This window comes from Bacteroidales bacterium (genome assembly GCA_041671145.1).
GTDB lineage: Bacteria > Bacteroidota > Bacteroidia > Bacteroidales > JAHJDW01 > JAQUPB01.
The window spans coordinates 1-24,077 of sequence record JBAZBZ010000005.1 but is presented as its reverse complement, the minus strand read 5'-3'; the positions used below and the strand labels follow the sequence as shown (position 1 = coordinate 24,077).

At 32.8% G+C, this 24,077-nt stretch carries 14 protein-coding genes; 10 read left to right on the top strand and 4 right to left on the bottom strand.

Features of this window, described 5'->3' with window-relative positions; all coding sequences use genetic code 11:
* Positions 1–9 precede the first annotated feature (9 nt).
* Together WC223_02825 and WC223_02820 are read left to right on the top strand one after the other, a co-directional pair.
* The gene (locus WC223_02825) at positions 10–2,067 is read left to right on the top strand and encodes a T9SS type A sorting domain-containing protein (GenBank protein ID MFA6923164.1); all 2,058 of its coding nucleotides are present in this window, start codon (positions 10–12) and stop codon (positions 2,065–2,067) included.
* Between the two features lie 106 nt (positions 2,068–2,173).
* A complete protein-coding gene (locus WC223_02820; protein ID MFA6923163.1) occupies positions 2,174–4,213 on the top strand; it encodes a BatA domain-containing protein in 2,040 nt (679 codons plus the stop codon).
* A 26-nt stretch (positions 4,214–4,239) separates the two neighbouring features.
* Here the strand turns inward: WC223_02820 and dusB are convergent, their stop codons facing one another.
* Positions 4,240–5,217, bottom strand: a complete 978-nt coding sequence (dusB, locus tag WC223_02815; protein MFA6923162.1) for a tRNA dihydrouridine synthase DusB — start codon at positions 5,215–5,217, stop codon at positions 4,240–4,242.
* A 34-nt stretch (positions 5,218–5,251) separates the two neighbouring features.
* Between dusB and WC223_02810 the strand changes: the two genes are divergently transcribed.
* Complete coding sequence (locus tag WC223_02810) at positions 5,252–6,181, top strand: CPBP family intramembrane glutamic endopeptidase (protein ID MFA6923161.1); 930 nt, start codon at positions 5,252–5,254, stop codon at positions 6,179–6,181.
* Positions 6,182–6,724: 543 nt separating this feature from the next.
* Positions 6,725–9,559 carry a T9SS type A sorting domain-containing protein gene (locus WC223_02805; protein MFA6923160.1) on the top strand — a complete coding sequence of 945 codons (2,835 nt, stop codon included), beginning with the start codon at positions 6,725–6,727 and terminating at the stop codon, positions 9,557–9,559.
* Between the two features lie 236 nt (positions 9,560–9,795).
* Here the strand turns inward: WC223_02805 and WC223_02800 are convergent, their stop codons facing one another.
* The 3 genes from WC223_02800 to WC223_02790 form a co-directional block, all read right to left on the bottom strand.
* Positions 9,796–14,283, bottom strand: coding sequence for a hypothetical protein (locus WC223_02800; protein ID MFA6923159.1), 4,488 nt, complete (start codon positions 14,281–14,283; stop codon positions 9,796–9,798).
* 83 nt (positions 14,284–14,366) lie between these two features.
* Positions 14,367–15,197, bottom strand: a complete 831-nt coding sequence (gene prmA, locus WC223_02795; GenBank protein MFA6923158.1) for a 50S ribosomal protein L11 methyltransferase — start codon at positions 15,195–15,197, stop codon at positions 14,367–14,369.
* Between the two features lie 68 nt (positions 15,198–15,265).
* Positions 15,266–16,699, bottom strand: a complete 1,434-nt coding sequence (locus WC223_02790) for a choice-of-anchor Q domain-containing protein (GenBank protein ID MFA6923157.1) — start codon at positions 16,697–16,699, stop codon at positions 15,266–15,268.
* A 240-nt stretch (positions 16,700–16,939) separates the two neighbouring features.
* Between WC223_02790 and bamD the strand changes: the two genes are divergently transcribed.
* From bamD to WC223_02760, 6 genes are all read left to right on the top strand, one after another.
* Positions 16,940–17,749: an outer membrane protein assembly factor BamD gene (bamD, locus tag WC223_02785; protein MFA6923156.1), complete on the top strand. Its 810-nt coding sequence runs from the start codon at positions 16,940–16,942 to the stop codon at positions 17,747–17,749.
* Between the two features lie 4 nt (positions 17,750–17,753).
* On the top strand, positions 17,754–18,086 hold the full coding sequence (locus tag WC223_02780) for a DNA-directed RNA polymerase subunit omega (GenBank protein MFA6923155.1): 333 nt from the start codon (positions 17,754–17,756) through the stop codon (positions 18,084–18,086).
* A 186-nt stretch (positions 18,087–18,272) separates the two neighbouring features.
* Positions 18,273–18,815: a bifunctional phosphopantothenoylcysteine decarboxylase/phosphopantothenate--cysteine ligase CoaBC gene (gene coaBC / locus WC223_02775; protein ID MFA6923154.1), complete on the top strand. Its 543-nt coding sequence runs from the start codon at positions 18,273–18,275 to the stop codon at positions 18,813–18,815.
* Positions 18,812–19,459, top strand: a complete 648-nt coding sequence (coaBC, locus tag WC223_02770; protein MFA6923153.1) for a bifunctional phosphopantothenoylcysteine decarboxylase/phosphopantothenate--cysteine ligase CoaBC — start codon at positions 18,812–18,814, stop codon at positions 19,457–19,459. The genes coaBC (WC223_02775) and coaBC (WC223_02770) overlap by 4 nt, the downstream gene beginning before the upstream one ends.
* 324 nt (positions 19,460–19,783) lie before the next feature.
* Positions 19,784–21,715, top strand: a complete 1,932-nt coding sequence (locus WC223_02765; protein MFA6923152.1) for a tetratricopeptide repeat protein — start codon at positions 19,784–19,786, stop codon at positions 21,713–21,715.
* A 229-nt stretch (positions 21,716–21,944) separates the two neighbouring features.
* On the top strand, positions 21,945–24,077 hold a 2,133-nt coding region (locus tag WC223_02760; GenBank protein MFA6923151.1), incomplete at its 3' end, for a hypothetical protein.

The window sequence follows — 24,077 nt, the reverse complement described above, 5'->3', positions numbered from 1 at the left end:
TATCTTTTTATGAAAAAATTAATTCTTCTTTCAGTTTCTTTAACATTGGCAATTACAAGTGTTTTTGCTCAGTTAAATGTATCGGTTAATGGAGTTCCTATTTGTGCAGGAAACTCTGTAACATTGATACCAATATTAAGTGGTGGAGCGCCGCCATATTCTTTTTCGTGGAATACAGGTCAAGTAACCTCTTCGATTAATGTTACTCCAACGAACACAACAACATACACATTAACTGTAATCGATAGCAATCCTTCTACTGCCAGTACTCAGGCAGTGGTAACTGTTTATCCGGCGCCAAATATAACAGCAACTGGTGGAACAATATGTATGGGGAGCGCAATTGCAATATGTGCTAGTGGAGGTATAATTTATAGTTGGAATACTGGAAACCCATCAAATTGTATTACTGTTAATCCAAGCATAACTACAACTTACACAGTAACCGGCACTGATGCAAATGGATGTACTGGTACTTCTACGTGTGTTGTAGTTGTAAATTCTAACTTAACTATTTTTACTAATAATCCTACTATTTGTAACGGTTCATGTGCAGCAATTATAGCAAGCGGAGCAAATTCATATACATGGGATGTAGGAAGCAATTTAAATTTTATTACAGTTTGTCCAACTCTTACCACAACGTATACAGTAACAGGAGTGAGTTTTGCTGGTTGTACTGGTAGTGCTTCTTGTGTGGTAACAGTTTATCCTTTACCAACAATCACAGCAACAAATGTTATAGTTTGTCAGGGTGAATGCACATCACTTTCAGCAAGCGGAGGAATTGCATATACTTGGAGTACTGGAATGACAGGGAATCCTATCATTATATGTCCTAATTCCACAGCTTCTTATTATGTCACAGGAACCGCTACAGGATGCACGAATACTGCTTCCTGTATGGTAGTAGTAAATCAGCATCCAATAGTAACAGCTAACAATGCCTCAGTATGCTTCGGAGATATGGCAATACTCACAGCCGGAGGAGCAAGCACTTACACATGGTCAGTTTTAGGCACAGGAAATCCAAAAACAGTCAGCCCGACAGTTACCACAACATATACGGTAACTGGAACAGATGCGAACGGTTGCACTGGTTCTGCTTTTTGCGTGGTTACTGTTAGTGAACCAATTAATATAACTATTCCGGGAAAAACAATATGTAACGGACAAATGGCTTTAATTTGTGCAACTAACATAAATACAACTTTTACGTGGGATACAGGTGCAAACACTTCTTGTATTCAAGTTAGTCCATCTTTTACTACTACATATATTGTTTCAGTAACATTCATAACGGGTTGTACGGGCATAGAACATACAGTTGTTAATGTTGATTATGGTGGGTATTTTACTATTTATTCCTCACAGGATACAATATGTGCAGGAAATTGTTCATCTTTGGAAATAAGTGGAGGAGATGGATTATATTCATGGAGTACAGGGCAAACATCAAATAGTTTTCAGCATATAACTGTTTGCCCAACTGTAACAACAACATATACTGCCACCAATTCTTGCTCTCTTAACACAAGTTACAAAGTAATAATGGTTAATCCTGAACCAATAATAACTGCAAATGGAGGAACAATAACACAAGGAGGAGCAATAACCTTATGTGCAAGCGGATTAGAACAATCAGGAGGCACATATCAATGGAGTGCCGGAGGAGGTAAATGTATTACCGTTGCACCAACAGTAAATACAACATATTGCGTTACAGGAACAGATTTAAACGGTTGTACTAATTTTGCTTGTTCGATAGTTAATGTTACAAACGGTGTTAAAGAAATAAATGATAAAAACATTGCATTTGAAATTTTTCCAAATCCATTCAACACCCAAGCTCAAATAACATATTCGCTCAGCGAAAGTTCAAATGTGAAGCTTGAGGCATTTAATATTTTGGGAGAAAAGGTAAGTACCATAATAAACAGCAGGCAGAACGCAGGAAACTACAAATATTGTTTTTCTACAAAAGATATTGGCTCATCGAAAGGAGTTTATTTTATTAAGTTACAGGTGAACGATAAGGTTGCTTATAAGAAAGTTGTGGAGATGTAATTTTTTTTCACCGCTAAGACGCGGAGACGCAGAGTTTTTATAGAAAATTATTTTCTCTTTGCGTCTCTGTGTCTTTGCGGTGAAAAGTTTTTTTTACCTTTGTAAAATGAAATTCATTTATCCATCGTTTCTCTTTGCTCTTTCTGCGATTGTAATTCCGATAATTATTCATTTATTTAATTTCAGGAAATTTAAAAAAGTTAATTTTCCCGATATAAGATTTTTAAAATCGGTAAAACAGGAAACACAATCAAAGTCGAAACTTAAACATTTGCTTGTTTTGATTTCACGGATTCTTGCAATAAGTTCACTTGTTATTGCTTTTGCACAACCCTATATTCCTCTTGGCAATAAAGAAATAAACTTAAAAAATAAAGTTATTAGCATTTATGTTGACAATTCCTTCAGCATGGAAGCAGTGAATGAAAACGGCACTCTATTTGACGAAGCAAAACGAAAAGCAAAAGAAATCGCAATGGCTTACAGGCAAAGCGACGAATTTCAACTGCTGACAAATGATTTTGAAGGCAGGCACCAACGCCTTTTTAATCGTGATGAATTTCCGGAAATGATAAATGAAATAAAAATTTCACCATCAGTGAAAACATTGTCGGAAGTAGTTTCTCGGCAGAATGATTTAATAAATAATTATTCCATCGGAAAATATATTTATCTGATTTCCGATTTTCAGAAAAGCATTTCCAATATTGAAAAAATAAATAAAGACAGCAGCACAAATATTAATTTTATTCCATTGAATGTTAAAGAAGGCAGTAATCTTTACATTGATTCCTGTTGGTTTTTATCACCGGTGAGGCAGTTGAACAAAGTGGAAAAATTAATGGTGAGAATAAAAAATATTTCCGGAAAATCTCTTGAAAATATCCCGCTTAAATTATTTATAAATAATAAACAAAAGGCACTTGCGAGCATTGATATCGGTGAAAATTCACAAACAGATATTTTACTTTCGTTCAATATAAATGAAGCAGGAATTCAAAACTGCCGGCTGGAGATAACTGATTATCCTGTTGTTTTTGATGATAAATTTTATTTTTCATTCACCGTTAATAATAAAATTTACGTTGCAATTATCAACGGAAAAAATGAAAACAAATATTTGAATTCTTTATTTCTTAATGACTCTGCCATTGTGCTGGCAAATTCACAGGAATCTCAAATTGACTATTCAAAATTACCTGAAAATTCATTCATAACAATAAATGAAATTGAAAAAATATCAAGTGGCTTGTCGCAGGAATTGCAAAAATTTGTCAGCAATGGCGGTAGTTTGCTTGTTGTTCCTGGCAGAAAAATTGATTTTGATTCTTATAAAAGTTTTTTATCATCACTTCAGTCAAAGTATTTCGAAAAAGCTGATTCCTCAGAATTGAAAGTTGCACAAGTGAATTTTGAAAATAGTATTTTTAAAGATGTTTTTGATAAAATACCCGATAACATTGAACTTCCGAAAGTAGAATATCATTATTCTTTGAGTAAAAATATCTATTCTATGGAGGAATATATTTTAAAGCTTCAGAACGGTGACATTTTTTTAAGCAAACAGAATTTCAATAAAGGAAAAATATATCTTTTATGTTCGCCTCTTGATGATGAATCGGGAAATTTTCAAAAACAGGCACTTTTCGTACCTGCACTTTATAATATTGCATTGCAGAGTCAGTCGGTGTATCCGCTTTTTTATACTATTGGTAAAGATGAAAATATTGAAATAAACAATATTAATTTATCGGGTGAAGATATTTTTAAAATAAAAAATTTTACATCCGACTTTAATGTAATTCCCGAACATAAATTTTTGAATTCTCAATATTTTCTGAATATTCATAATCAGATTGCTGATGCAGGAAATTATATTGTTTCGGTAAAAGATAAAAGTTTAATGGGAGTTTCATTTAACTTCAATCGCAAAGAATCAATACTGAATTATTATGATGAAAAAGAAATAGAAGATTTATCCGCTCAGGCAAAACTTTCAAATTCATCTGTAATTTATACAAAAAACTCTTCTTTGACAAAAACTATTATTGAATACAATCAGGGAAAAAAACTCTGGAAATTATTTGTAATTTTTAATTTGCTATTTTTTGCTTTTGAAATTATTTTACTACGATTTTGGAAGTAATAAAATTGAAATTATAAAACTTATCTTTAGCAAAAACCTTCTTCTATCTCCGAAAATACTTCTAACAATTCATCATAAGAATTTTTGCTCATAAGTTTTAATTTATATGGTTTGAAATTTTCTATTGCTTTAAAATAACCCGAATAATGTGGACGCATTTCGAGAATGCCTGTTTTTTCTCCTTTACATTCAATAGAATTTCTCAAATGTTCTTTACAAACCTGAATTCTTTTTTTTAAATCCGGAGCAGGAAGTATTTCCGATGTTTTTAAATAATGTTTTATTTCATCAAATATCCAGGGATTTCCGATTGCAGCTCTGCCGAGCATTATTCCATCTACTCCGTATCTATCAAACATTTCTTTTGCTTTCTGCGGAGTATCAACATCACCATTACCTATTACAGGAATTTTCATTCTCGGATTATTTTTTACTTCACCGATTAAAGTCCAGTCGGCATTGCCTTTATACATTTGCATGCGAGTTCTTCCATGAATTGTTATTGCTTTTATTCCCGCATCCTGCAATTGTTCTGCAATTTCAACTATACATTTGCTTTTATCATCCCAGCCCAGGCGTGTTTTAACGGTTACAGGAAGTTTTGTTGAGTTAACAACAACTTTCGTCAGTTCGAGCATTTTTTTTATATCGGTAAAAATGCCTGCGCCTGCACCTTTTAAGACAATTTTTTTAACAGGACAGCCGAAATTAATATCAATAAGGTCGGGCTCTTCTTTTTCTGCAATTTCCGCAGCCATTTTCATAGAATCAATATTACCGCCGAATATCTGAATACCAACCGGTCGTTCATCTTCAAAAATACTTATTTTTTTTTGGAATTTTTCAGTATTCCTTATTAAGCCGTCTGAAGAAACAAATTCAGTATAAACCACATCGGCACCCATTGCTTTGCATATTCTACGAAATGCAGAATCGGTGAGGTTTTCCATCGGCGCCAAAAATAACGGAAATTTTTCTAAACAAATTTTTCCTATATTTACCAAAACATTTTATTTTAAATGCAAAATTACAAAATTTATGTACAGTCCTTTTCTTGAACAAAAACCTGCTTCGATTAAACTTTTATTTCTTGGCGGAATAATGTTGATTTCTCTTTATTTTTTTACATCATTATCGGTTTATTTTTTACCTAATGTCAATATTATCGGTAATCTCAATATTTTATCCGAAATCCATAACAAAGAAGTTTTATCTGCAATGAAAATTTTGCAAATAATAAGTTCAACATCATTATTTATTTTACCCCCTTTGATTTTCTCTTTTCTTGCAAGTTCCAAGCCGCTGGAATATTTAAGTATTTCGGGTAAAGTAAAAATACAATCAATATTTTTCTGCTGTCTTATAATGTTTGCGGGGTTTCCTTTAATGAACTGGCTGGGAGAAATAAACAAAATGCTTGTACTTCCAAAATTCATAGGTGGCATTGAAAGCTGGATGCGAAGCTCCGAAAAAGATGCAGAAAAACTTACTGAAGTTTTTCTTGATGTAAACAATAAAAAAGATTTCTTTGTGAATATTCTTATGGTTGCAATAATACCTGCACTCGGAGAAGAATTCATTTTCAGGGGTATTCTTCAGAAACTCCTAATTGAAGCCACAAAGCGAAAGCATTTATCAATAATTATTGCTTCGTTTGTTTTTGGTTTTTTTCATTTTCAGTTTTTTACATTTCTGCCACGCTTTCTTATGGGTGTACTTTTCGGATATCTTCTTTTGTGGAGCAAGTCATTATGGCTGCCGATTTGTTGTCATTTTGTAAATAATGCAAGTGCTGTGATTTTTTCATTCTTGTCTAACAAGGGATATCTGCCTTCAGATATTGATGATGTCGGTAAACAGCAAAATCAAATGTTAATTATTTTTACAAGTACTATTATTGCAACTTTTCTTATATATACTGTTTATCGTACGGAAAAGAAAAATAATATAAAGTTTATTTCAATTTAATTGTTTGTTTGCAAGCTAACGGTTTCGATAGCTACCGCCTGGCAATTATTAGTTTAATTTATATGCAGAATCTATTGTATGTACATAATATTAGATTTTATGAAACCGTAAAGTATTAGTAATAAAGGATTAACGAACTTTGCAAAAAACTTAGCGCTGCGAGATAAAAAAGTATTTCTTGCCAAGACACAGGGACGCAAAGAAAAAAACAAAAAATAAATTTGGATATTAAAACAGAATCTATGTGGTTAATTTTTTTAACTTTATTGACAAATTCTTCTTATTCTTCTTAGTTATAAATTTAGTATATTGTGCGAATCAAGAGTTAAAAATAAAAAATATCGATAAATATAAGAAAAATACACATTAATTCATACATAATATTTAACAAAATGCATTTTTTCTATTTTTTTATTAAAAATATTTGCTTTTTAAACAAAAATGTTGTATATTTGATAAGTACTTTTTAATAGTTTATCTAATATTAACGTAAAAATATACTTCTTTTTGTTATTTATTAACATAAGAAAAACTCGCAAAGCTATGAAAACAAACATATATAAACTCGTATTTTTTTCGCTTCTCACCATCGGAATGATAGCGGCGGCGAACTATAGTACTTTCGCACAAGAATATCGCTGTTCTGCTCCTTCCGCTTTCTATGTTTCTTCTGTGACTACAACGAAATCATCAGTTACAACTGCTAATGCGGGCACTTCAAACGTGGCTATAATTTATATGACTATCGCTACCGGTTTTAGTGGTGCCACTTTAACTGCAGCTACAATAACTTCTAAAAATACTAACGATGCCGATGTAACATCAGTAAAATTATACTGGACAACAACTACAACTTTTGCAACCACAAACCTGATTGGCTCTGCGTCTTTTTCAGGAGGAAATGCTGTCTTCAGCAGCATCTCATGGGCAATAGGAACCAGTGTTACCCGTTATCTTTGGGTAGCTTATGACGTTTCGGCTACGGCAACAAATGCCGATATTCTCAGTTGCAAGGTTGCAACTTGCGGTCTTACTTTTAGTACCGCAGGAAGTTTGCCAACATCGGGCTTTTATGACCCTTCGCAAAGCATAAGTGTATTAGGAGCGAGCGCAAGTTCAGATATCATTGCAGCCAGCAATGAAACAGCCAATATTGACTACGCATCCAAAACGGGAAGTTCCATTACAGCCACAACCGATGCTATACGTGTGTGGTCATTCACAGTACGCGACGGCGGCGGCTCTGCCGATGCAGATGCTTTTCCAACAATTCTCACAGCTGTTACCTTAACCAAAGGAAGCAGTGATGGAGTTACTAGTTGGGCAAACACAATAAAAGAAGCTGCTTTGTTTGATGGTAGCACTAAAATACAGGAAGTGTCGGTAACCGGTGAGTCCATTGCATTTTCGGGTATGAGTGGAGCAAATGTTACGGCTGCCGATGGGGGAAGCAAAACACTTGATTTATACCTTACTTTTGAAACTACCAATATCACGGATAATCAGCAATTTCAGTTTAAAATAACCAGTGCTAATTCAACGGCTGCAACATCAAGTACATCCTCGCAATTTGCCTCTTTCAGCGATGCTTCGAGCAGCGTAACCGGCGATAACGACAGGATAGAAGTTACGGCAACGGCACTCGGCTATGTGCAACAACCTACCGGCACACTTACTAACACCAATGTGTCACCTGCTGTAACAGTTGAAGCAAAAGATGCCAATGGTATGCGCGACCTTGATTTTACAAGTACCATCAGGATTACAGCTTCAGGCGGAACATTAACCGGTTCGCCTGTTACCGCTGTTGCTTCCAGTGGTCTGGCAACATTTTCTACTCTGCAATTTTCCGCAACAGCAACGGGGGTAACTCTCAATGCTGAACGTGACGGAACGCTTGACTGGGATGTAACAAGCAACAGTTTTAATATTATTTCTTATTCATGGTATTGCAGTAAATATACGGGTACAGGTTCTACTAAATCAATTACAGAAATTGGATTTATGCCCGATTTCGTAATAATAAAAGCTGATGCCGCATATCCAGCGGTAATAAAAACCAGCACTATGGCTTCAAACGAATCACAAGATGCAACTTCTACCTCGGCTTATTTAACAGATGCCATAACTTCGTTTGATGCCAATGGTTTCACTCTTGGCACAAACACAGGAGTTAATAACAATACTACCGTTTATTATTACGAAGCATTTAAACAGAATACTAATTTTGTAGTAGGTTCTTATACCGGTGATGGTACAACAGGCAGTAGGAATATCACTGTGGGTAGTGGAGCGTGGAGAGCAGATTTTATTATTACAATACCTGCGTATTATTCGGGCTGCCAAGCCACTCACCTTGGATTTGATAATGCTGGCACTGGTTATTATGATGGTTCGGCTTCCGGTGGTGGCACCAGCTCATATGCAGGTGCCAGTACTGATGGGTTCAATGCTCTTTATGCAGTAGGAATAAGTGTTTTGAATACAAGCGGCAAGGTATATAATTATGCAGCATGGAATGCGTATTCAGGAGGAATGAAAGTAGGCAAATATACGGGCACTGGAAGTGACAACGTAGATATTTCAGGTTTAGGTTTTCAACCAAATTTTGTTGTTACATATGAATTTGGAGTAGCCGGAACAAATCACATGCGAAATGGAGCAATAACAACTGACAATGCTTTGCCTTTTTCTGCGGGTGCCGGTGCAGCTAATTACATTCAAGCGTTTTCTTCCGATGCTTTTCAGGCAGGAACAGGTTGCTATGCAAACGGTACTGTTTATGCGTATGCTGCATTTGGCGGTTCAGACGGAGTATTACCTATAGAACTTACTGAATTTAAAGCAGAATATATTGCACCTGAGAAAACGGCAATTTTAAGATGGGCAACCGCATCAGAAATAAATAATGATTACTTTACAATAGAAAAAGCTACGGATGCGAAGAATTTTAAAATGTTAACTACTGTTAAAGGAGCAGGCAACAGCAATGCTACTCTCAACTATTCGACAAAAGATAATGAGCCAGGTACAGGAATTATTTATTACCGTTTGAAACAAACTGATTTTGATGGAAAATACGAATACAGCAATGTGATTGCAATAAATACAGATGATAAAAATACAAATTTATCATTAACACAACCATATTTTAATGAAAAAGAAATCAATACGACCGTTGCAAACATTGATGGCTCGGCTTTAAGTGTAGAAATTATTGATTATACAGGAGGATTGGTTTGCTATAAGACCTACGAAACAGGTAATGATAAAAGTATTGTTTTAAAATTACCGGCTTATAATCTGGCAAAGGGTGCAATGTATTTCATGAGAGTGAGCGATGGTAAGAAAAGTGCTATTAAGAAGTTTATTTATTAGACAATAGTCATTAGTAAAAAAACTTTGACATTTGATGTTCGATAAAAAGTTTGATGTTTAAAATTTTGGGATTTTGATGTTTGTATCTTGAACCCTGCAAGGGTTACAAACCCTTGCAGGGTTTTTTGTAGTTTGAAAAGACATACCTCTGTTGATGCTGTCTTAACCCACATTGCAACCTAATTTAACAATAAATAATGTTTTATAAAAATGCCAAAAATTCACCATTTCACAAATTATTTTTCCACTCCCATTTTTTTAAGAAAATCTTTTTTCCTTTTTTCAGTAGTCAGCATGAAAGTATAAGGTTCTTTTTCGCCTTTATCGTTTTTTTCGGCTTTTTTCTGGCGGTCGTCGGGCTTCATTTCTTTAACTATATTATTAAATTCTTGGGATGATGAAACCACCTGCATTGTTCCCCTTTTATAATCGAAATAAAACCAATTTTTATTTCCGTCTTCAAGATAAATTATAAGTTGGTCACCGCTTTTTCTTTTGTATAATTCGATGAAGCCGGTAAACAACTTATTAATTTGAGTTCTGTTTATATTTCCTATACCAATTTTCCCTTCCGATATATACGACTGAGTTAATGGGTTCCATTTTAATTTCATATCGGGAAGGAAAAGTGTATGTTCAAGTTCAGATGGCAATTTTTTAAAAGTGCCATATAAGCTTATTTCACCTACCAGTCGGTCGGCTTCGGCTTGACCGAGAATGTCAACAAGTGCCTTATAATAAGTTTCGCGGCTTATGTTTAAAGGTTGTGCATTGGGGTCGTTTGAAAAATTATCTTCCATAATTTTCAAACATTTTTCCGAGAAAAAGAAATCAATACTTGTAACCAAATCGAATTTTGTTGTATTGCTTTTTGTTTTATTAACACCATTGCCAAAAGCAAGCAGATTCACCTGTCCTAATGAGCGGCTGAAATTTATTCTTCCTTCAGTATAAACATCGCAATAATTGTTTAAGCTCAGAAAATTGCCGGTCAGTTTATTATCTTTTATTCTTTCCATTTCTGCAATATGATATTCTTTCAGATTTTTATCGAAATATAAATATCCTTTTGAAAGAATTAATTCTTCATCCGACTCTCTGATTTTTTTTGCAATGAACGATGAATATACTGCAGAGTCAGTTGCATGCAGAATACCGGTATATATTTTTTCGACTTTTTCATTATACGATTGTTCGGGAATAGGAATGTATATTTCATTAGGGTTTATATCGGCAGAAAAACGCAGCCAGCTTTTTGCAAGAAGCGAGCAGTTGTGTTTAATTTTGCAGCAACCCGTAAATTTAAGATACTGATTATTTGCAGTAATCTTGGCGCTTCCGAAATAATCAAAATAGGGACTTAAGGTAAATACGGCATTGTCGCTGATATCGCCTATACCATAAGTCTGATAAGTAGAATCAACAGTAATCTTATTAAAAAAGAGAATTTGCTTTTTATTTGTTTCATCTATATAATCATAATTTGCCGAAGCCGTGTAATTATTTCGTGCCAGTACGTTGACCGTAGCATTATAGAAATTATGATATTGTGTGGTTGTATTTGCGACAACTTTAGCTTTTGTAAAAGTTTTCATTTCTGCTCTTTTCAAGACCGTAACTTTACCACTGTCGGGAATTATCGCAGCATCTGCTACTTTTATAAATTTAACACCTTCGGCGTAAATAGTATTTTCTTTCAAACTATATTTTGCTTTCGGAGAATAGAAAGTTAATGAATCCTGTGCCGGATGAACAGAAACAAATCTCGAACCGGACAAATTAATATCTGCATATTCATTAGGTGTCTTACTTGTATCTTTAACTGCGACAGTGTTTTTTTCTTCTGATGTCATTTCAATTTCCTCTTTTTCCATATACCATACAAACTCATCCATAAAGCTTATATATTGGTTTACGGGAAACTCAACTTTTGATGAAGTTTCGCTGTTTGATTTGAACTCTCCTTTTTTTTCTTTCAAGTCAATGTGTGCCTTATAATTTACGGTAACAAAAGAAAGGTCTTTTTGTCCAAAAGATTTCATCTGGAAATCGGATGAATCGGCATCGAAGACAATTTGCTGGTATTTGAAATTTCTTGATTTTATTTCTGCAGTAGGAAATTCCATTGTACCTTCACCCGAGAGTCCTAATGGCGTGAGGTCAATTCTTCCGTGCATTTTACATTGTCCTGCATAAAAATCAAATGGTTTTCGTTTTTTATAAACTTGCATAAGGTCTTCATAAGGCATCCAGTGCATAAAAACATCTTCGCCTTTAACATTAGGATATTCAACTTTGCCAATCTGTTCTTTAATATCAAAAGAGTCAAGCTGAGCATTTGCAGAGTCGGGAAAGAAAATAAAATCGGGAGATTTTGAAGTAGAAGTTATATATTTCAGTGCACCGTCTCCGTGAAGTCCTTTATTACTTAAATCAATTTTATTAAAATAAGTTCCTTTTCCGTCATAAACAGGAAATCCATCTTTTGGTGTTACGCGTGCAAAACCGAGAGAGTAGTCGGGGCGAACAGTTAAGCTGTCATCGAAATCGGGAAAAATTCCTGCTGATGCAAAAGTTCCTCCGAATCGTATTCCTTCTGTTTTAAATACATCCAAGCTGTCGAATGAAAATGGCTCTAACTGATAAAAAAAGTTTTCGCGATTATATACTCCTCCAAAGATTGTTTTTTTATCATAATAAGCATACGAGTCTTTTTTACTGTTGAAAACCGGATATTTTTTCAATGATTTAAATCCCGATTTATTTTTAGGTTCATCGATAAGAAGTTCGCCGTTTACACTTTCTATCATTGTCTTAATTTGTTCATATTTGGGCTGACCGTTTTCATCTTTTTCACCTGTGGGAACCCTGAAAGCAAAAGAATCCACATTATTAAGATTTATTTTAAAATCATCATATAAAAAATTAAAATCCTTTCCATAGAAATCGAATAAACCGGCTTGAATTTTTCCAAGAAAGTCAAAGTCACGGTTTTTCTTGATAACAATTTTTTGTTCATAAGGATTAATAACAACATTGTGTGAGTCGCTGAGGAGAATGCTGTAAATCCCGTTCACTTTCAAATCAAAATTTGTAAGGTCAATTGTTGCATTTGCTCCGCGTGTAACAATTGAGTGGAACTGCAAGATATCATAATCTTCTTTCCCTGTATGAGATTTTAGATAATGATAAAGTTTTTTCTTGATGGTGAATTTATCTGTCAACGGGTCATACTCGAAAAAGCCCTGGCAAGCCATGTTAATAATCATAGCCCTCACATCTTCGTTTTGTAATGTCATGTAATTGGCAAGTTTGGCAACGGAAATTTCTTTTGATTTAACTGTTTCGGCATAATTTTTAATCATCTGAAAAGGATGAATATCGGCTGCTCCCTGATTTCTCACATATACTCTTTCTGTGAAATAGTCTTCCGACTGTATTATTGCTTCCCTATCGCTGCCCACAGACTGAATCATTGTAAGATTAATTTTCTGTTCATCCATTTTCCATGTTATCGATTCAATGTTCATATCAATTTTGTGATAAGAATCATAAAAAAATGTTTGCACTATGCCTTCACCTAATCTCATAAGTGATAATTCATTTTTTTCTTTCATGTATTTCAACTGTATGGCAGGATGAAATAAAGAATCCTGTTCAAGGCGAATTGATACGGAAACTTTTTCACCTGAAATCAAGTTTTTTCTAATCATGAAACTGAGTGAACGGGCGACAATGAATTTTTCATTATTTTTATAAAAAGTCAGAATTGCCTTTTGTTCTTTTATTCCTGTGCCCATAATTTTTGAACCGTGTAAAGCAAAACCTCCATCATAATCTATTCCCGGGAAAATACCGGGTATCTGAAGCCGTTTATTATACGAAATGAATGACGGATAACTTGATTTATCAGCTGTAACTTCGAACTGAACTTTGTCAGTAAGCTGTCCTAACAATGGCTGGTCGAAATACATTTTCATATAAAAAGTAACTGAATCGGCATCGTATTTAATTGATTTTATTTCAATTTTATAATTTCTGAGTTCCGCATATACCGAGTCCTTGCTAAATCCCGCCCTGTCCCAGTAAACTGTTCCTCCATTACCTTTCCACAAATTTTCAGTCGGATAATATGTTCCTGTCGTATTATAAATTGAAGTACTGTCTTCTTTTGAAACACATCTGAGATTTATTTTTGAAGTAAAGACCAATTTGGGTACAGTATCAAATTCAAAAGTATAATTGCATTTTGTAACAACCCATTTAGTGAAGTTTGATTTATAAATAGCATTTTCCGTAAGTAATGTATTGGTCATTTCAATGTAAAACAGAAATTTTGAACTTGTAGAACGCTGCATTAGTTTTTCCAAACTTGAAATCCACGCATTGAAACTGCTTTCGCCCTGAGTTGAATTAGTAAAATTTACAAGTGCTGTCAAAAAATTGTTGAAATGAGGAAATGCCTTCATTTTCTTTTTGAGCATGTAGTTGGCAACAGAATAAACTTTATTTTTTCTTTCGGGTGTTAATTTATCTACCCATACAGGTTCGAACTTTTCCATTATTTCTTTTGTAAGCTGGTTATCTTCTTTTCCCATAAAATCTTTCAGCTCTACAATAAATTTCTGAGGCTCCTCAGTAAATTTTTTAATTGTCTGACTCTGCAAACGACAAGTAAAAGAAATAATGAACAATAGAATAAAAATGTATTTCGGATTTTTCATTTTTAATTATTTTTAATGAATCCTAATTTAACAATTGATTTTCTGAGGAAACATCATAAAATAAAATTTTTAAAATAATGAAATCAAAAAAGTTTTTTAACAAATTTTAAAACAGCCCAATGGTTTTCTTCAGATTTGTCAATTAATTTCAGATTTAAACTTGTTGATTTTTTTTTTAATATGTAAATATCATTTGTAAAAAAACCACTCATTAAAATAATGCCGTTAACTGAAAGCGAATTTACATAATTTTCAAAATCCTTTAATAAAATATTTCTGTTAATATTTGCTAAGATAACGTCAAATTTTTTATTTCTTATATTTCGGGCATCTCCAGCAATAACTTTTACATTTCGGGCATTGTTGATTTTAACATTTTCAAGCGAGTTTTTATAAGCCCACTCATTATTATCAATTGCTGTAACTTTTTTTGCACCTGCCATGGAAGCAAGAATTGCCAGCACGCCGGTACCGCAGCCCATATCGAGAATACTTTTATTTTTAAATTTCATTTTCAGCATTTGCTCTATCATAAGTTTTGTTGTTTCGTGATGTCCGGTTCCGAATGACATTTTGGGCTGAACGATAATTTCGTATTTATATATTTTTTTAATTTTATGAAAAGGTGCTTTTATAATACATTTTTCGGAAACAATAACCGGTTTGTAATTGCTTTCCCACAAAGCATTCCAGTTTTTGTTTTTTATAATTTTTTTTTTAAAAGTAACTTCAGGAATTTTTTTTGAAAGGATTTTCAATAATTTTTCACTGAAATAATTTTCGGGAATATATGCCAAAACTTCGTGAGCATTTTCAACAAAACTTTCAAAACCCATTTCACTTAAGCGTGCAATTATTACATCTTTTGGATAAGTTTTATTTTTCAGTTTGCATTTTAGTTCAACATAATTCATAAAAAGGTAATTGTTAATTGTAAAAAAGGTAAAAGTTTTTCACTACTTCACAATTTTTTATTCGTATATCAATATTCATAAGCACCAATATCGGGAGGGTTGCTGCGGGCTTTAGTACCAGTAATATCAAATGGTATTCCTAAATCTTTTCCTTTGTCAATTGCAGGAGAATTGCTTTTAAGCGAATAATCGTTTTTTGCATAATCATTGAACTGAGGGTCTGTGTTTTTGTAAACATTTTCGTAATACACAGGTGAAGATATGTTTAGAGTATCATAAGTTTTAAAAATGCAATTGTCGAATTTATAATTGAAGGTACCTCCATATTTATGGTCGAAAGTAATTTCATTTTCATTACTTCCATAAATTATGCAATTGCCGAAATATGCTTTTGTTAAAGGTCTTACCTGAATATTATGATAAATATCTTCATACCAGTTATTAAGCAAAAGTGATGGGGTGCCGCGTGTACTGTAATTCCAATAGTTTGCAAATGTACATTGCTTGAAATCATAACTACCTCCGATATTCAGCAATACGCAATACTGACCACAGTTTGCGACAACAGAATTTACAGCTTCGAGTGAAGTTCCCTGAGCATAAATTCCAACTACCGTCATATTTTTTATTATGGTATTATTGAGTTTCAGAGTGGGGTTTGATGAATTGCCTAAAGTATCAATTTGTATGCCTATTGTACCGTTTTTAATAATTGCATAATTTATTTCATTGTCAATGCTGCCTGCCGAAAGCCATATTTTCCCCCATTGTCCGGGAACATCTTTATAACTCTGCTCCAGCCGGTCGCCCTGAATAGTTACAGGATTATCATTTGTGCCATTAATTTTCAATGTGCCGTCTTTAAATACCCAAAGTACTGCATTACCATGAAGATAAACTCTTGTTCCGGGTTGCATGGTGAGCGTGGAAGCAGAGTCAACAACTGCCCATCCATATATTACATGCGGCTTATCGTTTGTCCAGGTATCGTTGCAATTTATTATCGAATATGCCGGAAATCCCTGTATAAAAGTGTTAGGAGTATAATAATAAGCATCCTGTCCCCATGCAACAAGATTTACATCCTGTATCTTTCCGTTAGTTTCAAAAATGATTGAATCGGAAATAACTAATGGTGAATTTTGATTATTAGGGTCAACAGTAACTTTAATAAAAATATACATGCTGTCTTTAGCAGCAATTTCAATATTCGAAAGAGAAATTGCAGGTGTTCCGTTTATATTCATTTTAAAGTTTGATGATTGCCCTTTGCCAAGCTTAATAGATGAAATAAGAATTTTTTTATTACTGTGGTTATAAACTTTCAATTGCTTTGTAGTTGAGCCCACAGTAGTAAAAACCGTATCGAACAATACCGAATCGGAAGAAAAAGAAAGCATTGAAGTTTTATCAAGTAAGGCAGGTTCTTTTCTGCAGGAAAAAAGCATTGAAACGAAAAATACAAATATTAAAATTCTTAACAAGATTTTTTTTAAAATCATAATATTTTATTAGTATTTATTGTTAAATTGTTTAATTGCTGAATTGTTGTTTATTTTACTTATGCTGTTAATAGTTGACTTTTAGCCATTAAACAATTAAATAATTTTAAATTTACAAAGACAAATTTCAACTGAACTTATTATTAATAAGGCAATAATTTCAAAAATATTGTGTTAATACCATAATTTTTTAGTGTAAAATTAAATAAATTTTATAACTTTGCACACTTTTTGAAAAGCATGTCTAAATTCAGATATATATTATTTATTTCCTCTTTTATTATTTTTTTCACTTCTTGCAGTAAATACAACAAACTGCTAAAGGGCAACGATAATGAAAAGAAATTTGAAGCAGCAGAAAAATATTACAAGCAGGAAGATTTTTACAAAGCCCAGCAATTGCTTGAAGATTTGCTGACATATTTCCGCGGGACAGAAAAAGCCGAAAAAGTTTATTATTATTATGCTTATTGCTATTATGGTCAGCAGGATTATGTCATGGCAAGCTATCATTTCAAAAATTTTGCAATGACATTTCCACAAAGCAGCAAGGCAGAAGAGTGCTTATTCATGTCGGCGTACTGCTATTATTTCGATTCACCGATTTACAGCTTAGACCAGACAAATACTTACAAAGCAATTAATGAACTTCAGTTATTTGTAAACAAATATCCAAAGAGCAGCAAAGTGGAAGAATGTAACAGAATTATTGACGAACTGCGCCACAAACTTGAATTGAAAGCTTTTGAAATTGCAAAACTATATTTAAAAACCGAAGAATATAAGGCAGCAATTGTAGCATTTGATAATGTAATTAAAGATTTTCCAGACACAAAATTCAGGGAAGAAATAATATTTCTGACACTAAAAGCAAATTATTTTTATGCAAAAAACAGTATTGAAAATAAAAAACAGGAAAGATTGAAATTAACAGTTGCTGCATACAAGCAATATACAAGCAAATATCCGCAAGGGATATACATAAAAGAAGTTGAAGCAATTTATCAAAACGTATTAAAAGAAATTAAAAATAAAAACTATAATATCTAAATTTATGGATTACAAAAAAGTAAAAGCCGACTTAACCACAATTACAAGAAACACAAAAGATTTTGGAAAATCGAGTGATAATTTTTACGAAACTGTTGTGATAATTTCTAAAAGGGCAAACCAGATTGCTTCGGAACTTAAAGAAGAGCTGAATTCAAAGCTTGAAGAATTTTCATCAACTACCGACAATCTTGAAGAAATTTTTGAAAACAGGGAACAAATAGAAATTTCAAGATTTTACGAACATCTGCCAAAACCTGCTTCAATTGCTATACGTGAATTTGCTGATGGTAAAATTTATCACAGAAATCCTAATAACGAAAAAGAAAAAGAATAAATTAATTGATTAAAACTGCAAATACTTAAATTGTTTTATTGTTAAATTGCTAAATTCTTTCTTTAAGGCAGGTTATCACTAAAGTGAAGCATATCGGTGATTGTTGTTTTTGTTTTTTTTATATACTGCTGAATATTTTTTAATAACAATTTAACAATAAAACAATTTAGCAATATAGTTTTTTATATGTTAAAAAATAAAAAAATAATAGTTGGTATTTCTGGCAGTATTGCTGCATACAAAGCGGCTTACCTTATAAGATTATTTATAAAAGAAAAGGCAGAAGTAAAAGTTGTAACCACAAAAAATGCTTTGCAGTTTATTACAAAGCTCACTCTCGAAACACTTTCACATAATAAAATTTATTCGGAAGTTTTCGATGAGCAAAATAATTTTTCTACCGAACATATTACTCTTTCAGAATGGGCTGATATTTTTGTTGTTGCTCCTGCCTCTGCAAATATTATAGGAAAATTCGCAAATGGAATTGCTGATGATGCACTTTCCACATCACTTCTTGCTTTCAATAAAAAAATTTTTATTGCACCTGCAATGAACAGCGAAATGCTTAAAAACTTTGCAGTAAAACAAAATATAAAATATCTGAAAGACAACGAAATTTATTTTGTTGAACCCGTAAAAGGCGAACTTGCCTGCGGCACCGAGGGTGAAGGCAGAATGGAAGAACCCGAAAAAATTGTTGAAGCAATTAATAAAGTACTCCAATGAATTTCAAAGGTAAAAATGTTCTTGTAACCGCAGGACCAACTTACGAAGCAATAGACCCAATAAGATTTATCGGAAATCATTCATCAGGCAAAATGGGATTTACCATAGCCGAAGCATTTGCAAAAGCAGGCGCAAAAGTAAAATTAATTTCAGGACCAACTTCTCTTCAAGTAAAAAATCCAAAAATTTCAAGAACCAATGTAATATCTGCAAAACAGATGTATGATGCCTGTTTAAAGTATGCTCTGCAAAGCGACATTATTGTAATGCCAGCAGCAGTGGCTGATTTTACACCTCTTAAAACATCAAAGCAAAAAATAAAAAAAACAGGAAAAAACCTCGTTATTGAATTAGTACCAACAAAAGATATTCTGGCAGAACTCGGAAAAAGAAAAAAGAGAAATCAAATTATTATTGGTTTTGCTCTCGAAACTGAAAATGAAATTGCGAATGCAAAAGAAAAACTTAAAAATAAAAATCTTGATTATATAATTTTAAACTCGCCCAACGATAAAAATTCGGCTTTCGGTTACGATACAAATAAAATTACCATCATTAGCAAGAAAGGCGAAATTGTGAAGTTCGGCTTGAAAACAAAAACTCAAGCTGCTCAAGAGATTCTTAAGGTTATTTTAAAAAAGTAATGCTGCAAAAAATAGTTAGTGTTTTTCTGGTTTGAATGTACATTATTGTTATTTAACTTTTTTTAGTTTTACTTAAAAACCCACTGTCTCTGACGGTGGGCGTTTACTGAATAAGCAAATTGCTTATAATCCTTTCGAAAAATAATATGAATAAATTAAAAAAAACTTTGAAGCAGTATCTCAAACACCTATACCTATAAATTTATTTGCTATTTCATTTTTACAAATAACATTGACTGCTTATGATTTGTAGCTGTCTCGCCTAATAAAATCTTTCCATTTCCATTTTATTTTCTATTTTTACGTCTTCAAATTAATTTCATTATGAGAAAAATCATTTCCGCAATATTTATTCTTACCTCATACTTCATTCTTCATTCTTCATTTTCTTTTGCAGCCGAAAACACCCCACTCACAAAAAAACAATTGCACACAATAGACAGTTTGAAGCAAGTTTTAAAAACTACTGATAATAAAGGGAAACCCAAGGTTTATAATGAGTTTGCTGAAAAATATATTGATGTTTCTTATGAAACAGCTCTCAAATACGCCAATGAAGCATTAAAAATGGCTGAGCAAACAGGTAACATAAGTGAAAAAGCAAATGCTTTGGGAATTTTAGGATTAATTAATTATAAAACAGGAAACCTTAAAGTTTCCAATAATTATTATGAACGAGCATTAAGTATTTATATTCAAAAAGCCGATAAAAAAGACATTGCTAAAATCACTACTAATACCGGCGCCATATACCTTGCTTGGAACAATTATGACGAGGCGATGAAAAGATATAAGAAAGCTCTGCAAACGTATAAAGAGCTAAATGACAAAGCCAACATTGCGATAGCATTAAAAAACATAGGAAATGTTTTTAAATTTAAAAATCAATATAGGGAAGCGGAATATTATTATCAGAAATCCTTAACAATATTATACGAACTAGGATTAAAAAAAGAAATAAGTAGAGTATTAAATAATATAGGAACCATATATGTTATGTGGGAAAATAATGAAACTGCATTAAAGTATTTTCAAAGAGCTTTAAAAATAGCAGAAGAAATAAAAAACAAAGAAAATATTTCAATGGTTTTGAATAACATTGGTTTAATTTATAAAAAGATTGGTAAGTATGGCGACGCGTTGAAAAATTTTACAAAAATATTAGATATACAAAATGAATTAAAAAACAAAGGTGTGATACTCACAGCTTATAAAAATATTGGGGATGTTTACGAAAGACAAGGTGATTTTCAGAAAGCATTATATTATTATAAGAAGTCCTATTATTTAGTGGATAAGAAAAGTATTGAAATAATTGCCGGATTACTGAACAATTTCGGAAATACTTATAAAAAACTCGGAAATTATAATGTTGCATTAAAATATTTCAAACAAAGTATTTCAATAACAGATTCTATAAATAAATTTGGCGACCTCAGTATCAAAAATTATAAAGACATGTCCGATTTATTTGAAAAGATGAATGACTATAAAACTTCCGATAAATATCTTAGGCAATATTATGCTTTAAACGATTCGGTTTACAATAAAGAAACCCATAAACAGATTATTGAAATCAATACAAAATACGAGACCGAAAGAAAAGATAAGGAAATTATATTGAATAATAAAAAAATCGAAATATTACAACGCGATAAAAAGATTACTCTGTTAAAGTTGTATATGCTTGCTGTAACTTTATTGCTTATTGTTATAGTTGGTATATTAATTTATAACAGGCAACGAATTAAAACACTAAAAGCTGAAAAGAACCTGCAAATACAAGAGACACAAAAATCACTGATGGAAGCAGAATTAAATTATAAAAACAAAGAGTTGATGAGTATAGGCATGCAAATTGTTCAGAAAAATGATTTTCTGGAAAATATAATTGAAAATCTTAAGGACATTGAGAAAAATCTAAAATTGAATCAAACTTTGACTTTATCCGAAATAAAAAAACTTACAAAAACTATTAGATACAATTTGAATATAGAACAAGACAGGGAAAAATTCATTAAGCATTTGGAACTCTCCAGTGAAGGTTTTTATTTCAGACTTGCTCAAAAATTTCCTACATTAAATAAATATGAAAAACAATTATGTGCTTTATTAAAATATAATCTTTCTTCAAAGGAAATAGGTGCTCTTTTCAATATTAATTCAAGAAGTGTTGATAATTACCGCTACTTGACAAGGAAAAAAATGAATTTGGAATCAGATGAAAATCTTTCATCGTTTTTAAATTCTATTTAGCAGGAAAAATCCGCAAAATCGCACTACCTGATATTTTTTCTAAAAAAATCATCCTCCCCTGATAATCATAAAATTATTTTACAAATATGACATATTTAATGACATAAAAAAAGTCATTATTGACATAAGCAATGATATGTTTTGCCACACTTTACGCACCATAATTATGTCTATGATATAATAAAACAAACTTTCAATATTCAAAATTTACATTTTAAATTAAAGTTTTATGAGAAAAAGATTAATAAATGTTCGCAATTGCATTATTTGCATGTTTTTATTAAATCCATTCCTGAACGGAAATGCTACAGCTCAGAATTTGTCAAACAAAAACAGTCGACATCCTCAACAAAAAGGAAGCTGGACAGTTCTATCCGATCCATTCGGGGCTAATGTTTTTGTGGAGAACGATGGACAATTTAATACATGGGCGAAAACACCTTCTGCTATTAAATACGCCATTAACAGCGGTTCCGGGATTTTCTTCACTCAACATGGTGTAACATTCAAATTAAATGAAGTCATAAATTTTAGCAAAGAAGAATTTGAAAAAATAGAACATGGAGAAAAACCTAAGTCCCAGGCAAAAACTTTTTATGTGAATATGAATTGGAAGGGTTGTAACCCTAATGCAATCATGGAAGTAAGCGAACAATCTGAAGGATATTACACTTTTGGAGAAAAGGGCTATGAAAATGTAAAAGCAAAAGGATATAAAAAACTTACTTACAAGAATCTTTATCCGGGAATAGATGTTGAATACATTATTCCCGAAAAAGGAGGAATAAAATATTCATTGATTGTGCAACATGGAGCCGACTTAAGTTTAGTAAAAATGAACTATACCGGAGATGTAGAAAAAATAAAAACAGATAATGAAGGAAATATAATAATAAAAACCGAAGCAGGCGACATTACCGACCACGCTCCGCAAAGTTATTACAAAGACAGCAGAGCAACAGTACCTTCATTTTTTGAACTAAAAGAAAATACAGTTTCATTCAAAATACCAAGTGCCAATAACCAGCAACTAACAACTAACAACCAACAACTAACTTTAATTATCGACCCTTGGACAATAGGTCCTTTCGGAGGTGCCAATATTGCATTGAATGTGGATTATGACGATTTCGGAAACGTATTTGTTTCAGGATACAGACCGGGTCCCCACAGAATAGCCAAATATACCTCTGCCGGAACGCTGGTTTATTCTTATACAACGGCTGCTACATGGGAACATACGCCCGTAAATCATTTTTATTCACGACCTACAATTTTAAGACATTCCGGTACAGTTATTAAAGGAGAAGGGCTTCATTTTGATGGTCCTGCCAATTTACAGACGTTGAAACTTAATGCTGCCGGAACAATGTCGGGTCCATATGCTCTAATTGCAGGAAACAACGAAATGTGGAACATGTTCTATAATAATTGCACAAATAGGTTGTATGGTTTTGGTGGAGGCAACATGGAAGCCACAAATTGCCAAATACTTGATACAACTATTACAGCTATTCAGAAAAAAAATATTAATACCAATGCTCAAAAAGATAATGATATTTCTGATGTTGTGCAAGATGTGAATGGAGATGCGTATTTGTTGTTGACCTGCATGATAAACGCCAGTTTTGACAACAAGTTGATGAAATCATTAGCTCCAAACTATAATGCTCCCGAAACATGGATAGTGCCTACAGGTTATACTGCATTTAATAACATAGAAACAAAGTTTTTAAATACGATAGAGGGTGTGGCTCTTGCCTCAGGTTGTAAATTCAATGCTCTGGCAGTAAACAAGGATTACTTATTTAGTTATGATGGCAAAACAGTTAAAGCATGGAGAAAAACAGACGGAGCTGCACTTGGCAGTGTTGTCGCAGATGCTTCATATAATGCACTTGAACGAATGGGAATTGATGCGGATGAGTGCAATAATGTTTATGTTGGAGGAAAAAACAAAGTGCACGTTTATAATTTTGATGGAAGCACATTTACCACTGTTAGCACAATAACAACAGGTATTTCCGGTGAGGTTTATGATGTAAGGTTGGATCAATCATTAAGCAGATTGATTGTAGGCGGCAATGGATTTTTAACTGTTGCAAATGCAATTGTCTGTGAGCAGTTAGTCGTTAATAATACTATATCAGGAACCTGCACAAACGCAACGGCATGCGTGGAAGTTTTAAGCGGAGGGACGCCTCCATATAGTTATATATGGAATACAGGAGCTACCACCAGCTGTATCTTTAATGTTCCATCCGGCATTTATACAGTAACAATTACAGATAACTCATGTATAAAATATAAGCATATAGATACATTAACAATCACAGGCGGTTCGGTAATTATTTCTGCAGTG